This window comes from Haloarcula taiwanensis, from assembly GCA_002844335.1.
Classification (GTDB): domain Archaea; phylum Halobacteriota; class Halobacteria; order Halobacteriales; family Haloarculaceae; genus Haloarcula; species Haloarcula taiwanensis.
Map to the genome: position 1 here is coordinate 19,113 of CP019154.1, position 13,085 is coordinate 32,197.

Here is a 13,085-nt window from a genome sequence, read left to right on the forward strand (position 1 = left end):
ACCCTCACTTCTCTGAGGCGGGACATAAACCCACGTCCTGACAGCACAACGTCTCTTTCCGACTCTCTCAGGCACGCTGCAACGAACCACGGGGTGGCTTGCTAATCGTCCGCAGTTGCCCGCCCGCTATCCGCGCCGCCGGCCAGCGGTGTCCGCTCGACGACCGTCCCGTCGTAGGTCGGGTACTGCTCGACGATTTCGCCCTTGTCGAGGTCGCCCTCTTCGACCATTTCCTCAAGCAGCCACCAGGCCAGCTCGACGTGCTCGGATTTGACAGTGTAGTACTCTTCGGGGACGCCGAGTGCCTCCAGCCGCGCCTCGGAGGTCCACGCCTTCCCGTAGACGAGCGTCCCGTCCTCGGTCACGTCGTCGAACGGACGCCGGATGTTTCGAGCCATCCGCTTGAGCCGCGAGCGGTGCTGGGCGGCGTCCTTGAAGACGCTCGTACAGAAGTACACCTTCTCGTGGTCGCCCATTTTCTCGAGGATGTCGTGGGACCCCTCGACGGCGCTCATGTGGTCCTCTTTCAGTTCGAAGCCTTCCTCCTGCATCCGGCGGTAGTTCCCGTCGGACATCTCGAACTCGTTGATGTTACAGAAGTCGGCCGCGCCCTCGTCTAAGAATTCGAGGAACTCCTCCTCGGCGCGGATGCCCGGGATCTCGAAGGCGGGGGTCAGCCCCTCCTCGCGGGCGATGTAGAGGATGTCCTCCCACTCGGTCCCGTGGAGGTCGCCCCACTGCTCCAGCGGCGGGTGGAAGCGAATCTCGTCGAGGCCCGCTTCCGAGAGCCGGCGCATGTTCTCCCGGCCGCCGGTGATGCCCGTATACAGGTGCGTGTGGTGGTCCTCGCCGAACTCGTCTTTCAGGAGCTCCAGGTAGTGACAGGTCCGGTCCAGCGCCTCCTGGGGTTCGCCGCCCGTGATGGAGGTCCCGAGCGCGCTCATGCGCCTTGCCTCCTCGATGACGTCGGCGTCGTCCTCGACGGGGCGCTCGTTGGCGTACATCTGGGTGACGTTCTTGCGGTTCTCCCCGAGGGGACAGTAGAAGCAGTCTCGCTGGTCGCAGTAGCCGTAGACGAACAGCACCATCTTGCCGCCTTTGGCGCACTGTTCGCAGCCCTCGGAAATCATTGTCTCTAGCCACCGCTCCCAGCGGGAAAAAGCGTGCGCATCGGGTTCGGCGTGCGAGAGACGCCCACGGCCCCGGCGCGCTTATCCGGCTCCCCGACCCAGGGGCAGGTATGACAGCCACCGGGACCGGCACCGCCGGCTCCCGCCGCCGCGCCCTCGCGGTCGTCTTCTTCGTCGTCTTCCTGGACCTGCTGGGTTTCGGCATCGTCATCCCCATCCTCCCGTACTACACCCGGTCGTTCCCGGGCGGGACGGAGTTCGTCATCGGCCTGCTGGCGGCCTCCTACTCCGCGATGCAGTTCGTCTCCGCGCCGCTGCTTGGCTCGCTGTCGGACCGCGTCGGCCGCCGGCCGGTGCTTGTGGTGTCGCTGTGTGGCTCCGTCGTCGCGTGGACGGTGTTCGGGCTGGCCGACGCGCTGTGGCTGCTGTTCGTCTCCCGGATGCTCGCCGGCGCGATGGGCGGGAACCTCTCGACGGCCCAGGCCTACGTCGCCGACGTGACGCCGCCGGAGCGACGCGCCGCGGCGCTCGGGTTCATCGGGGCCGCCTTCGGCCTGGGGTTCATTTTCGGCCCCGGCATCGGCGCGGTGCTGAGCTTCGACGCCACGGTCGCCGCCGTCGACGCGCTCGTGCCGGCGGCCGTTCCCGTCACCCGGTTCTCGCTCCCGAGCTTCGCCGCCGCGGCCGCGAGCCTCTGTGGCGTCGTCGTCGCCCTCCTGTTTCTCCCGGAATCCAGGCCCGCCTCGGGAACCCCGACGGCGACCGGCCGCCCCTCGGCGCTCTCACAGCTCCGGACGGCGGTGGCGACCCCCGGCCTCCGCCCGTTGCTGGCGGCCTTCTTCCTGGTCTCCTTTGCTTTCTCGGGCGTGCAGGTGATGTTCGTCCCCTACGTCGCCGACATCTACGGCTACACCGCGGCCCAGAGCGCGCTCCTTCTGACTTATATCGGCGTCCTCGCGGTCGTCACCCAGGGCGTCCTGGTCGGGCGGCTCTCGGCCCGGTACAGCCCGGTCCGGCTCTCGCTTCTCGGGACCGGCCTGCTCGTCGTCGGCGTCGGTGCCATCCCGGCTTCGCGGGCCGTCGGCTCGGCCCTGCCCGACCTGACCGCACTCGTCCCGTTTCTCACCGCCGACCTGCTCGGCCTCCTGCTCGTGCTGACGCTGCTGCCGCTCGGCAACGGCATCCTCTCGGTGACGCTGACGGCGCTGGTCTCCCAGCGGGCCGGCGCGGCCGTCCAGGGGAGCGCCTTCGGCATCACGCAGGGGGCCGGCAGCCTCGCCCGCACCGTCGGCCCGCCGGTCATGGGCGGGCTGTACTTCGCCGTCGGCTACTGGTCGCCGTTCGCCGTCGGGAGCGTCCTCCTGCTCCCGGTGCTGTGGCTCGTCGCCCGCTTGGGGACGACACCGGCGGCCTACGAGCCGCGGCCGGCCGACCCGGGCCATGCCAGGTAGGGACCGCTTTGAATGTGCTGGGGTCCGTTTCGGGTGTATGGACGACGAGGAGTCCGACCCCGTGGGCGGGCCGCTGCCGGCGGCGGAGTCGTTCGACGACAGAGTGTTGGCCCTCAGCGAGACGGCCATCCGGTACGTCGAGGTGGTCGCGGCGCTGGTGCTTGTCCTGCTGTTTGCCATCGGCGTGTTCGACCTCGGACTCCAGATATTCCAGAGCGCCATCCGCGGCGACATCACCGACCCGCTGGTCGTCGTCGGCTTCATCGACACCGCCCTGCTCCTCTTTATCATCGTCGAGGTGTACCAGACCGTCGTCGCCTACACCCAGGAGAGCGAGACCCGGCGAATCGTCCGCCTGGTCATCTACACGGGCGTCATCGCTATGGTCCGGAAGGCCATCATCTTCCGCACCGGCGAGTACGCCTCCGAACAGGCCGCCCTCCTCGCGGCCGGGGCCTACACCCTCATCATCCTCGGCCTCGCGGCGCTGTTGCTCGTCGAGCGCCGGACCCGCGGGCCGTCGACGGAATCGGGGTAGCGGTCCCGAAAGAAGTTAAACACAGACGGCGTAGCGCCGACAGATGCTGCTGGTGCTGTGTATCGACCTCGACGACGACCTCGGCCGCAAGACCGGCATCGAGACGCCAGTCATCGGGCGCGATGCCGTCGTGGACGCAGCGGTGGCGCTGGCCTCGAACGACCCGGAGGACTCCGACGTGAACGTCCTCTTCGAGGGCGTCCACATCTACGACGACATCACCGACGAGCCGGTCGAAGTCGCGGCCGTCACCGGCGTCGACGGGAGCGATGTCGCCGCCAACCGCGCGGTCGGCGAGGAGGTCGATACTGTTCTCGCGTCGCTGGCGGCCAGTGAGGATGTCCGGGCACTCCTCGTCACCGACGGCGCACAGGACGAGTCGGTGGTCCCCGTTATCCGCTCGCGGGTTCGCATCGACGGCGTCCGCCGCGTCGTCGTCCGGCAGGCCCAGAATCTCGAATCGATGTACTACACCATCAAGCAGGTGCTTGATGACCCGGAAACCCGCGGCACAATTCTGGTGCCGCTGGGTATTCTCCTGCTCATCTACCCGTTGACAATCGCTATTGAAGCGCTGGGCTACCCCGGCTCTGCGCTCGGTGTCATCTCCGGCCTGCTCGGACTCTACATTCTCGCCCGAGGCCTCGGTGCCGAGAAGATACTGGACGAAGCGGTCGAGCGAACGACCGCCGGACTGTACGCCGGGCGCGTGACGATTATCACCTACGTCGTTGCGGCCGCACTCCTTGCTATCGGCGGCGTCAACGGCGTTCAGGAACTCGGACGCCAGACGGACCCCGATGCACTCGAAGTCATCGCGTCGCTGGTGTCGGGCGCGATTCAGTGGTTCGCCGCCGCCGGCATCACCTCCAGCCTCGGCCGGGTGACCGACGAGTATCTCGACGGGAGCTTCCGGTGGCGATATCTCAACGCCCCCTTCTACGTCCTCTCGATCGCCCTCGTGTTACACGCCGTCAGCGCCTTCTTCCTCGGCACTCAGGACTTGGAGTATCTCGCCATAATGCTCACCGGCGGGACGCTGCTCGGCCTGGTCAGTACGCTGGCCTTTGCCGTCGCGGAGGCCCGCTTCGACCGCCCCGAACAGCACAATCAAGGCCCCGGGGGCCCCTCATCCGAATAATGTACGTCTCTCGTGCCGTCGAGAGTTTGCGCGCGGACCCAGTCGACGGCGAACCCGTCGATCTGGTTCTCGAAACGGCTGACGGTGCTGACCCCGAGCGCGTTGCCGCCGCCGCGGAGGCCGCCGGTGCGACCGTCGAGCGCCGCCTCCAGTTCGACGACCTGCTGGTCTCGGCGACACAGGACGAAATCGACGCCCTCTGTGGTCTGGACGGACTGGCAGCGATTCAGACCGGCAACGTGAACGCCATTACAACGCCCGACGATGTCGAAGAAGACCTTGACCCCCACGACTGACTGGCGACTGTGTTCCGCATTTCTTTTGTCACTACCGGAAGTACACGACAGCGAGGGCACGTAGCTCAGTCCGGATAGAGCGTCGGACTTCTATCTCCGCTGGCGCTGCCATCGGGGGAAGACATCCGACGGTCGTGGGTTCGAATCCCACCGTGCCCGTCCCGCCGCTGAACGATACCGAAGCGTGCCGAAACACACAGGAGGTTCCGCACACGGGAGTCACTGCCTTCGTCTCGTGGTCGAGAAACGCACTCGCCTTTCTGATGAAAAACTGACACGCCGGTGGGCTACGCCTCCACGATGTCGTCTTCCATGGCAGCGACTTCGGTGAGGATTGCTTCGATGTCGTCGTCGGGGACGCCGTTCTCGCGGAGCGCGGTTTCGAGATGGGAGGCGACACTGGCGAAGGCGTCCTCTGTGATCCCCATGCCCTCGTGGGCGGTCTGCATATCGTCCCCGTCGTAGTCGACCGGCCCGCCGGTGACGGCGCTGATGAACTGCGCCTGGTGGCTGCGAAGTTGGTCCATGTCGGTCTCCTCGAAGTACGGTTCGAGCAGCGGGTCGTCAAGCACGCGGTCGTAAAAATCCGAGACCACCGCCTCGACCGCGTCGCGACCGCCGATCCGCTCGAAGATGGACTGTGATGCCATTGCTGGAGGGCACGGAAGCGGTCGACATGACGGTTGTGGAAGAACATATTCGGGTCGGTCGTCGCCGCGGCCGCGCCGACGTTCCCGGCTCGAACGACGCCTATCTGGAGCTACGGCCGTTCCAGCCGTCGCTGGCGAGAGACCAGCACCACCGTCAGCATACCGAGCGTCCCGAGGACGGTCCACTCTCCATGGCGGTCGGTGACAGGTCGTGCAGTACCGACGCCGGCCCCGGACCTGTCCCCGGCGCTGGTCGCCGTGGTGGCGCGCTCGAGTGCCGGCGCGGCGTTCATCGGCCGCTCGGTCGTGTCTGCCGACCCGCTCCGTCGCGGGCTGAGGTCTATGAGCGCGTCCATCGGGACCGACGGTGCGTCGCCAGTGACGGCCCGCCGAACGAATGCATCGAGGTCCGTCCCGGCGACGGCTGACACCGTCTCGGCGAACAGCGCGAGAGTGACGCGGTCGTCCTGCTGCATCAGCCTGCCGAGGACGGCTTCGAACGTCCGGCGACCGTCGGTCGTCTGTCGGAGGCGGGCGTCGATGGCTGCGACGACGCGCGTTCCCTTGTGGTACTGCGGCCCGGGGCCGTCCCAGCTGTCGGGCCGTGTCAGGTCCGCAGTCTCGTAACGCTCGGTCGTGACCCTGTCCCGGAACCGGTCTTGCCCGATGTCGCCCGCGGTGTAGGTGAGCGCCGCTGTGTGGTAGTCGGCGCTCCCCTCCTCGAGCCACACCATCTCCGGTGTCGCCTCGAACGTCTGTCGGGTGTGGCGGTACTCGTGGACCCAGACGTTGACCGGGGAGCGGACGGGTTCCCCGGCGTTGACGATGACGTCCGGCTCGCCGTTCGAGGGGGCGTACCCGCCCGACGCGAGTTCGTTCGGCGCGACAAACACGCGGATGTGGTCGTGGTCCCGTCCGGCAGTCGAGGCACGCTTCGCATGGCTGATAGAGTCTAGAATGGCGTCTCTGTCGGGCCGCAGCTCCGACGCTGCCGGGACGATGAGCGTGATTCGGTCGCCATCGACCGTCTTGGTTTCTGTCCCGTGGGGACCGATGTAGGCGGCTGTCCTCCCGGCGACACCGCTCTGACCGGGCGCGAGCGCGAGTGACTCGTTCCACGTGGGCCGCGGCCCGACGTGCCAGCGCCAGCGGGCACGCAGTGACACTTCCTGTCTGGCCAATAGCGTCCAGTTGTGGGTGTCGGCGGTCCGCTGGCCGAACGCTGTCGAGAGTCCGACCGGCACGGTGTAGGTCAACCGTGCTGTCCTGGCAGCACCGCTGAGACGCCAGCGGTCGCCATTGGACTGGAGGCCGTCAGCTCTGTGGACTGTCGCCTCCGCTGGCGTCCGCACCGACAGTCCAGTGACGTGTCGTGGGCGATCAATCGTCGCGGTTACCCGGACGTGACCGGTCTGGTTCGGCTCTCTATCGATTGCGTACTCGACGCCAATCGAACTGTCGCCGCCAGCGCTGCCTCGCTCTGGTAGTCCCGATCCGACACCGAGGGCGACCGGGGACGCACAAACCAGAAGGAGACAAACCAGTCCTGTCAACAGCTGCGTTCTCATAGCTCTGGGTGCGACTGAATGCTACGCGACAACCAGCGAGTGGCGGTAAAGTGTGTGCCGGTGAAAATCTCAAAGGTAATAACAGGCTGTGTACCTCGGACACGGGGTCGCAAGCGTTTTGCCAGCGGCCGCGTTATCCCCTGATATGGCCGACTGTCCGCTCGCAGACGACTGTCCCAAATTCACCGAACGAATCCAGGGGATGGGCTGTACCCACTACGGCGACCGCGGCGGTGCAGAGTGGTGCAATCACTACAACCAGCCGATCTCGGAACTCAAGAGCCAGCCGGTCAAGATGGGCGAGGAGGTCACCGTCGACGTCGAGGACATCCACGAGAGCGGGGCCGGTGTCGGGCGGACCGAGGACGGCTTCATCATCATGGTTGACGGCGTGCTCCCCCCGGCCCGTTCGCTGGTCAAGGTGACGAACGTCCACTCGAACCACGCCCGGGCCGAGGAAATCGAGCGCCTAGAGATGGACGAAGCGCCGTCCGAAGCTGAGTCCGGTGAGAGCGACGCCGAGACTGACGAGACGGACGACGACCCCGACGATGACGGCCGCCGTCTCGGAAGCCGGGACAACTTCTGGGGCAGCTAGGCCAGTCAGCCGAACCGTTTGCGAGCGGGACTTCTTTGAGCCAGTCAGCCCTTCCTCTGGGTATGGACCTTGAACTCGATGGCAACGCAGCGCTGTGTACCGCCGCGACGAGCGGGCTCGGACTTGCGAGCGCCGAAGCGCTCGCCGCTGAGGGAGCCGATGTGGCTGTCTGTGGTCGGACGCCGGACCACGTCGACGAAGCACGGGGGCGGCTCGAATCAGTCGGTGACGGCGACGTGCTGGCCGTCGAAGCTGACATCACCGACCCCGATCAGATAGCGGCGCTCGTCGAGGAGACCGTCGACACCTTCGGCGGCCTCGACCACGTCGTCACCAGCGCGGGCGGCCCGGCCCCCGGCCCGTTCATGGAGACGACCGAGCGCGAGTGGTACAGCGCCTACGACCTGCTGGTGATGAGCGCCGTCTGGACCACCCGGGCCGCCTACCCGTACCTCAGTGACTCCGAGGCCGGCACCATCGTCAACATCACGTCCCGCTCGGTCCGGGAAGTCATCGACGACCTGGTGCTGTCGAACGCCGTCCGCCGGGCCGTCATCGGCCTGATGAAGACCCAGGCCCGTGAGCTCGCACCCGAGGTTCGCGTGAACGCCGTCCTCCCCGGGGCACACGAGACGCCCCGTATCGAGGAACTGGTTGAGGCCGCCGTCGAGCGCGGCGAGTACGAATCTTACGAGGAGGGCATCGAATCGTGGTCGGACGCGCCGCTCGAACGCGTCGGCCAGGCGGAGGAACTCGGCGACGTGGTGGCGTTCCTCTCGTCGGCCCGCTCGTCGTACGTCACCGGGACGGCGCTCCCGGTCGACGGCGGCGCGATGCGGAGCTGACGGTCCCGACCAGCGGTCCAGTCAGAACCGCTCATCGTCCCGCAGTTTGGCGACCACTTCCCTGACTCGCTGGGCCTCGTCTTTCGGAACGACCAATGTCCGGTCGTCGAAAGAAGCTACCACGAGGTCTTCGACGCCGACGGCGCTGACGTGGCCGTCGCTTGCTAGCACGTTCCCGTCGGCGTCGATGGTCACCGCGTCGCCGAGCACCGCGTTCCGGTCCTGACTGTCGAGGACGCGTTCGAAAGCGTCCCACGACCCCAGGTCGTCCCAGTCAAGCGCCGCTGGAACGACGAAGACGTTCTCGGCGTCTTCGAGGACAGCGTAGTCGATGCTCACCGGATCGACGATGTCGAACGCCGCATCGGCGTCCTCGTCCAGCCGTTCGACCATCGGTGCAAGCGGCGAGGACGCTGCCGCCGACAGGAGGGTCGTCGGCGTCCACGCGAACAGCCCGGCGTTCCAGTAGAATCCCTCCCGGACGTACTCCGTCGCGGTCTCCCGGTCAGGTTTCTCGTGGAATGTTTCGACCGGCGCAAAGCCGTTCTCTGACGGGCCCGGCTTGATGTAGCCGTAACCGGTCGCCGGCCGGTCCGGTTCGATGCCGACGGTGACGATCCCCTCCGTTTCCACTGCGACTCGCGCGGCCGTCCGCCCGACCCGCTCGAACGGCCCCGAAATCCGGTGGTCGCTGGGCAGACACAACAGGACACAGTCGCCGACCCGTTCGCGGATTCGGTGGGCTGCGTACACAAGGGCCGGCCCGGTATCTTTGGGGTCCGGCTCGGTCAACACTGCCGTATTCGGGACACGTTCTCGGACCCCATCGGCGAATGACTCCCGGGTCAGCACGTAGGTTTCGTCGGCGAACCCCACACGGTTGACAGTCTCGGTGAGTAGTGACTTGTCCGCCCCAAAGGAGAGAAACTGTTTGGGCCGGTCGCTTCGACTCGCCGGATACAGACGTGTGCCGGTCCCGCCGGCCAGAACGAGCGCGACGATTGGTCGCTCCATACTCCGCGTTCAGCCGGCCGGTGCTAAAGTGTTGTACTGGCGACCGAGGGGAGGACCGGCCGAAGCCACTGCCGTCAGCGACTTACCACGTCTCTATGGTGCCGCCCCTGATATCCTCGACACAGCCCTGACAGTCTGGGTTCTCCGCGTCGTAGCAGACTGGCCGTCGCTGCTCGTCCATCGACACCGCGCGGTACTCGGCGTGCCGGCGACAGACGATTCGGGCCCGCCCTTCCTCGTCTCTGGGCAGGCCGGCCTCCGCCGACCGCTTGCCGTTCTTGTAGGCCTTCTTCGCGTCGGAAAGTTGCTGCTCGGCCGACCGCAAGGTCTCCCGGATGAACCGTGCGAGTCGGTCGTCGTCGGCCATACTGACCGTTGTGCCCGGCCACAAATCAATCTTCTCGCGTGGCCCTCACAACTCAATTCGGGGCCGCGACATTCGCACGCAGTTTCACTTTCACTCCGCTGGGCGAGTGTTTATAACCAAAGGCGACCAACCATCGAACGTCTCCCAACGAAAACCAGGCGGAGACAGTGACAGCCAATGACTGAGTCAGATTTGCGAACCCACGCGACAGAGATACACGAGCAGTTTTCCGACCAGCTAGAGATTGATGTCGACGACGTCGTCGAGCGTCTCGATACGCTGGTCAACGATTATCAGGTCCCGATCAGCGAGGCCCGCCGGAGCGTCGTCAACACGTACCTCGACGAGGCCGGCATGGACCGCGACCAGCTGGGCAGCGGCGACGGTGGCGGCAACGAGCAGGTGAACGTCGCCGATGTCGACGCCCCCGAGGAGTGGGTCGACGTTCGCGCGACGGTCGTCGAACTCTGGGAGCCACGCGCCGACGCCGTGGCCCAGGTCGGCCTGCTGGGAGACGAGACGGGCACGATTAAGTTTACGAAGTGGTCGAAGTCCGACCTGCCTTCCCTGGAGGAAGGGAAGTCCTACGCCCTGCGCAACGTCGTCACCGACGAGTACCAGGGGCGCTTCTCCGTGAAGCTCAACCGGACGACCACTATCGAGGAACTCGACGAGGAGATCGAGGTCGGCGACGACAGCGTCGAGGCCGAAGGCGCACTGGTCGACATCCAGTCCGGCTCCGGGCTCATCAAACGCTGTCCGGAGGACGACTGCACGCGCGTCCTCCAGAACGGCCGCTGTAGCGAACACGGCGAGGTCGAAGGCGAGTTCGACCTCCGCATCAAGGGCGTCCTCGACGACGGCGAGGAGGTCACCGAGGTCATCTTCGACGAGGAAGCGACCGAGGAACTGACCGGCATCGCCCTCGAAGAGGCGAAAGAGATGGCGATGGACGCGCTCGACACCACAGTCGTTGCTGACGAGATGCGACAGAAAATCCTCGGCCGGTACTACCGCGTTCGCGGTCCGACCTTTGGCCGCTACTTGCTCGCCGACGAGCAGGAGCGACTGACCGGGGCTGTGGATGCAGACGAGATTCTTATCAAAGCGAGGTCGATCTAAATGGCGAGTACACCCACCCGCGAGGTCGCACGGCGCGTCTTCGCACGCGAGTTCAACGACGCGAGCTACACGTTCAAGGAATCCGACGACGACCGCGCGCCGGTGTACGTCCTCCTCCCGACCGGGCAGCGCGCCAACCGCGTGTTCCTGGTCGGGACCCTCACCGAGACTGAGGATGTCGGCGAGGACAGCGAGTACTGGCAGGGACGGGTCGTCGACCCCAACGGCGACACGTTCTTCATGTACGCCGGGCAGTACCAGCCCGACGCAGCGTCGATGCTGCGCGAACTGGAGCCGCCAGCCTACGTCGCCGTCGTCGGCAAACCACGCACCTACGAGACCGACGAGGGCGAAGTCAACGTCTCGATTCGCCCAGAATCCATCTCCGAGGTTGACGAGGCGACACGGGACCGCTGGGTCGTGGAGACGGCCGAGCGAACCCTCGATAGGGTCAAGCGGTACAACGAGGCCGACATGGAAGATCCGGCCACCGACGAGTACATCGCAATGGCTGACGAGGAGTACGAGCAGCTCTCAATCGAGAACTATCGGCAGTCCGTTGTCGGCGCGCTGGAGAGCCTACAGGACGAGCAGGCCGAAGCCAGCGCGGACTAACCTCGACGCTGTCGGCGGTTTCTTTGCGACTGGCGTTACGGCTCCAGTAGCTCGATTCGGTTCCCTTCGGGGTCGACGACGAACATGATCGTCGTCCCGCTCTCGGTCGTCTGGGGGCCGCTGAGCGTCTCGACATCGTCGGGCAAGCGGTCGGCGACGGCGTCGAGGTCGTCGACCTCCAGCCCGGGATGGGTCGCTCCCGGACGATTGAGGTCGGGGTCGGGCATTGCCCCACCCTCCGGCTCGTATGTCGCCAGTTCCAGACGGACGCTGCCGGCGTCGAGGTGGACCAGTTCGGCGCTGGCCCCCTCGATGTCGACAGCGGTTCCAAACGCCTCGTCACCGACCGAAAAGCGGGTCAGTACGTCGAGTCCGAGCGCGTCGCGGTAGAACTCAACGGCGCGGTCCAGGTCGCTGACGATGATGCCGAAGTGGTGGCCGGTTGCGTCGATATCTGTCGCCATCTCTGCCGATACCGAGGTCGGCCGGCTGTTAAATCACGGCGGTTCGACTGTTGCCGGAGACGGCTACCGAGGTGCGGGTCCGGTAGCGTCTGACAAACGATTAAATACGTTGCTGCTAAAACAGTACATAACTATGGGTAACAAAAACAAGACAATCTCCTTTCGCGTCAGCGAGGACAAATTCGAAACCCTCCGCGAAATCGCCGAGGAGCGCGATATCTCGCTCTCTGCAGTTTTTCGTGACTACGTCGACACGCTCGTCTCCCACGACGGCCAGGTGAAGGTCGCGCCGGAACACGAGTTCGAGGACGACGCAACCGAGACCAGCACCGAGAGCTTCCCCCCGAAGGTCGAAGTACCCAAGAGCTTCGTCCGCGAGCACGAACGACTCGAACTCGAAGCCGAGCACCTCCGCGAACAACTGGAAGAACACAAGCGCTACGTCACCAAGCTCCGGCAGCAACTCGACGAAATGGATCAGGACGAGGTCATCCACCTCGAAGACCTTGACCAGGGCGAGGAAGAGGACGCCTCCTATCGCATCGGCAGTTTCGACGACTTAGAGTAACCGCTGGCGTTTCTGTTGTACGTCTTCGGCCACGTCGTCTCGCCCGTCGACGTCGGCCAGGGTTTCCACGGCTTCTAACGTTCTGACGGAGTTATCGAGGAAGGAGAGCACGTCACCCGGATAGGCATACAGCATGTAGTCGTCGCTCATCACGTCGACGATGGCGTCCGGTCCCATTCCCTGTTCGCGGAGTTCCAGCAGGTACGAAATAAACTTCCGCTCGGCACAGCCACAGTGGGGGTTGGCCTCACAGTCACAGTCCAGAAAGTCTTCAGCGAAATCGAGGACTCGCTCTCTGGAGGCTTCGTCGAGCTTTGCCAACCCCTCGCCCTGAAACAGGATGTCCAGCGTCGCACCCTTGAACGCGCCCTTTGGGAAGCTCGTCTCTAGCTGGGAGGCAAGCTGCTGGTGGTTCTTGACGTAGATTTTGTCCGTGATGGCCACGCGTGCCCCTCTGTACGCGTCGGCTGTGTAAAAGCGTCTCGAAGCAGCCGGTGACCTAGTCGAAACCCACTCCGAACCGATGTGCAACCGCTGTCATGCGCTCTCACGACTCACTGGTTTCCAGATTCGTAACGTATTTCTGTTCCAGCGGAATATCTACGAATGCTTCAGCGAGCGTGTCCGGGTTGGGGTAGTGGTATCCTTCAGCCTTGTGGTGGCTGAGACGTGGGTTCAATTCCCGCACCCGGACTGTATAAATTTTCTTATATGTCTT

The 13,085-nt window shown here is 65.3% G+C and carries 16 protein-coding genes and 2 tRNA genes; 11 read left to right on the top strand and 7 right to left on the bottom strand.

Annotation, left to right across the window (positions count from 1 at the left end):
- Positions 1–101 precede the first annotated feature (101 nt).
- On the bottom strand, positions 102–1,130 hold the full coding sequence (locus BVU17_00090) for a radical SAM protein (GenBank protein AUG46004.1): 1,029 nt from the start codon (positions 1,128–1,130) through the stop codon (positions 102–104).
- 110 nt (positions 1,131–1,240) lie between these two features.
- Here BVU17_00090 and BVU17_00095 point away from each other — a divergent pair, with 110 nt between their 5' ends.
- The 5 genes from BVU17_00095 (at position 1,241) to BVU17_00115 (ending at position 4,715) form a co-directional block, all read left to right on the top strand.
- Positions 1,241–2,581 carry an MFS transporter gene (locus BVU17_00095; protein ID AUG46005.1) on the top strand — a complete coding sequence of 447 codons (1,341 nt, stop codon included), beginning with the start codon at positions 1,241–1,243 and terminating at the stop codon, positions 2,579–2,581.
- 37 nt (positions 2,582–2,618) lie between these two features.
- Positions 2,619–3,119: a hypothetical protein gene (locus BVU17_00100; protein ID AUG46006.1), complete on the top strand. Its 501-nt coding sequence runs from the start codon at positions 2,619–2,621 to the stop codon at positions 3,117–3,119.
- Between the two features lie 43 nt (positions 3,120–3,162).
- The gene (locus tag BVU17_00105; GenBank protein ID AUG46007.1) at positions 3,163–4,260 is read left to right on the top strand and encodes a hypothetical protein; all 1,098 of its coding nucleotides are present in this window, start codon (positions 3,163–3,165) and stop codon (positions 4,258–4,260) included.
- Positions 4,260–4,556 (top strand): hypothetical protein, encoded by a 297-nt coding sequence (locus BVU17_00110; protein AUG46008.1) that lies wholly within the window; start codon positions 4,260–4,262, stop codon positions 4,554–4,556. Before BVU17_00105 ends, BVU17_00110 begins: the two co-directional genes overlap by 1 nt.
- Positions 4,557–4,610: 54 nt before the next feature.
- Positions 4,611–4,715 (top strand) — tRNA-Arg (locus BVU17_00115).
- Positions 4,716–4,843: 128 nt separating this feature from the next.
- On the opposite strand, the gene BVU17_00120 is transcribed toward BVU17_00115, so the two are convergent.
- Together BVU17_00120 and BVU17_00125 are read right to left on the bottom strand one after the other, a co-directional pair.
- The gene (locus BVU17_00120) at positions 4,844–5,206 is read right to left on the bottom strand and encodes a group 1 truncated hemoglobin (protein AUG46009.1); all 363 of its coding nucleotides are present in this window, start codon (positions 5,204–5,206) and stop codon (positions 4,844–4,846) included.
- A gap of 110 nt (positions 5,207–5,316) precedes the next feature.
- Complete coding sequence (locus BVU17_00125) at positions 5,317–6,774, bottom strand: hypothetical protein (protein ID AUG46010.1); 1,458 nt, start codon at positions 6,772–6,774, stop codon at positions 5,317–5,319.
- A gap of 145 nt (positions 6,775–6,919) precedes the next feature.
- On the opposite strand from BVU17_00125, the gene BVU17_00130 reads away from it, so the two are divergent.
- Both BVU17_00130 and BVU17_00135 read left to right on the top strand, forming a co-directional pair.
- On the top strand, positions 6,920–7,372 hold the full coding sequence (locus BVU17_00130; GenBank protein ID AUG46011.1) for a deoxyribonuclease: 453 nt from the start codon (positions 6,920–6,922) through the stop codon (positions 7,370–7,372).
- 62 nt (positions 7,373–7,434) lie between these two features.
- Complete coding sequence (locus BVU17_00135; protein AUG46012.1) at positions 7,435–8,217, top strand: oxidoreductase; 783 nt, start codon at positions 7,435–7,437, stop codon at positions 8,215–8,217.
- 21 nt (positions 8,218–8,238) lie between these two features.
- Here BVU17_00135 and BVU17_00140 read toward each other — a convergent pair whose 3' ends face one another.
- Positions 8,239–9,231 carry a mannose-1-phosphate guanyltransferase gene (locus tag BVU17_00140; protein AUG46013.1) on the bottom strand — a complete coding sequence of 331 codons (993 nt, stop codon included), beginning with the start codon at positions 9,229–9,231 and terminating at the stop codon, positions 8,239–8,241.
- An 82-nt stretch (positions 9,232–9,313) separates the two neighbouring features.
- A complete protein-coding gene (locus BVU17_00145) occupies positions 9,314–9,598 on the bottom strand; it encodes a hypothetical protein (GenBank protein AUG46014.1) in 285 nt (94 codons plus the stop codon).
- Positions 9,599–9,775: 177 nt separating this feature from the next.
- On the opposite strand from BVU17_00145, the gene BVU17_00150 reads away from it, so the two are divergent.
- Positions 9,776–10,720, top strand: coding sequence for a replication factor A (locus BVU17_00150; protein ID AUG46015.1), 945 nt, complete (start codon positions 9,776–9,778; stop codon positions 10,718–10,720).
- The gene (locus BVU17_00155) at positions 10,721–11,335 is read left to right on the top strand and encodes a DNA-binding protein (protein AUG46016.1); all 615 of its coding nucleotides are present in this window, start codon (positions 10,721–10,723) and stop codon (positions 11,333–11,335) included. It abuts the gene before it with no gap.
- 35 nt (positions 11,336–11,370) lie between these two features.
- Here the strand turns inward: BVU17_00155 and BVU17_00160 are convergent, their stop codons facing one another.
- On the bottom strand, positions 11,371–11,799 hold the full coding sequence (locus tag BVU17_00160; GenBank protein ID AUG46017.1) for a bleomycin resistance protein: 429 nt from the start codon (positions 11,797–11,799) through the stop codon (positions 11,371–11,373).
- Between the two features lie 133 nt (positions 11,800–11,932).
- Here BVU17_00160 and BVU17_00165 point away from each other — a divergent pair, with 133 nt between their 5' ends.
- Positions 11,933–12,367, top strand: coding sequence for a CopG family transcriptional regulator (locus BVU17_00165; GenBank protein ID AUG46018.1), 435 nt, complete (start codon positions 11,933–11,935; stop codon positions 12,365–12,367).
- On the opposite strand, the gene BVU17_00170 is transcribed toward BVU17_00165, so the two are convergent.
- A complete protein-coding gene (locus BVU17_00170; GenBank protein AUG46019.1) occupies positions 12,359–12,811 on the bottom strand; it encodes a helicase in 453 nt (150 codons plus the stop codon). The genes BVU17_00165 and BVU17_00170 overlap by 9 nt on opposite strands.
- 179 nt (positions 12,812–12,990) lie before the next feature.
- On the opposite strand from BVU17_00170, the gene BVU17_00175 reads away from it, so the two are divergent.
- Positions 12,991–13,061 (top strand) — tRNA-His (locus BVU17_00175).
- Positions 13,062–13,085: the final 24 nt, after the last annotated feature.

What these genes read in the sequence shown, in the direction of transcription:
- BVU17_00140 (AUG46013.1), bottom strand. Translation starts at nt 9,231, where the DNA reads ATGGAGCGACCAATCGTCGCGCTCGTTCTGGCCGGCGGGACCGGCACA.
- BVU17_00110 (AUG46008.1), top strand. Translation starts at nt 4,260, where the DNA reads ATGTACGTCTCTCGTGCCGTCGAGAGTTTGCGCGCGGACCCAGTCGAC.
- BVU17_00130 (AUG46011.1), top strand. Translation starts at nt 6,920, where the DNA reads ATGGCCGACTGTCCGCTCGCAGACGACTGTCCCAAATTCACCGAACGA.
- BVU17_00135 (AUG46012.1), top strand. Translation starts at nt 7,435, where the DNA reads ATGGACCTTGAACTCGATGGCAACGCAGCGCTGTGTACCGCCGCGACG.
- BVU17_00095 (AUG46005.1), top strand. Translation starts at nt 1,241, where the DNA reads ATGACAGCCACCGGGACCGGCACCGCCGGCTCCCGCCGCCGCGCCCTC.
- BVU17_00160 (AUG46017.1), bottom strand. Translation starts at nt 11,799, where the DNA reads ATGGCGACAGATATCGACGCAACCGGCCACCACTTCGGCATCATCGTC.
- BVU17_00145 (AUG46014.1), bottom strand. Translation starts at nt 9,598, where the DNA reads ATGGCCGACGACGACCGACTCGCACGGTTCATCCGGGAGACCTTGCGG.
- BVU17_00120 (AUG46009.1), bottom strand. Translation starts at nt 5,206, where the DNA reads ATGGCATCACAGTCCATCTTCGAGCGGATCGGCGGTCGCGACGCGGTC.
- BVU17_00150 (AUG46015.1), top strand. Translation starts at nt 9,776, where the DNA reads ATGACTGAGTCAGATTTGCGAACCCACGCGACAGAGATACACGAGCAG.
- BVU17_00125 (AUG46010.1), bottom strand. Translation starts at nt 6,774, where the DNA reads ATGAGAACGCAGCTGTTGACAGGACTGGTTTGTCTCCTTCTGGTTTGT.
- BVU17_00090 (AUG46004.1), bottom strand. Translation starts at nt 1,130, where the DNA reads ATGATTTCCGAGGGCTGCGAACAGTGCGCCAAAGGCGGCAAGATGGTG.
- BVU17_00155 (AUG46016.1), top strand. Translation starts at nt 10,721, where the DNA reads ATGGCGAGTACACCCACCCGCGAGGTCGCACGGCGCGTCTTCGCACGC.
- BVU17_00105 (AUG46007.1), top strand. Translation starts at nt 3,163, where the DNA reads ATGCTGCTGGTGCTGTGTATCGACCTCGACGACGACCTCGGCCGCAAG.
- BVU17_00165 (AUG46018.1), top strand. Translation starts at nt 11,933, where the DNA reads ATGGGTAACAAAAACAAGACAATCTCCTTTCGCGTCAGCGAGGACAAA.
- BVU17_00100 (AUG46006.1), top strand. Translation starts at nt 2,619, where the DNA reads ATGGACGACGAGGAGTCCGACCCCGTGGGCGGGCCGCTGCCGGCGGCG.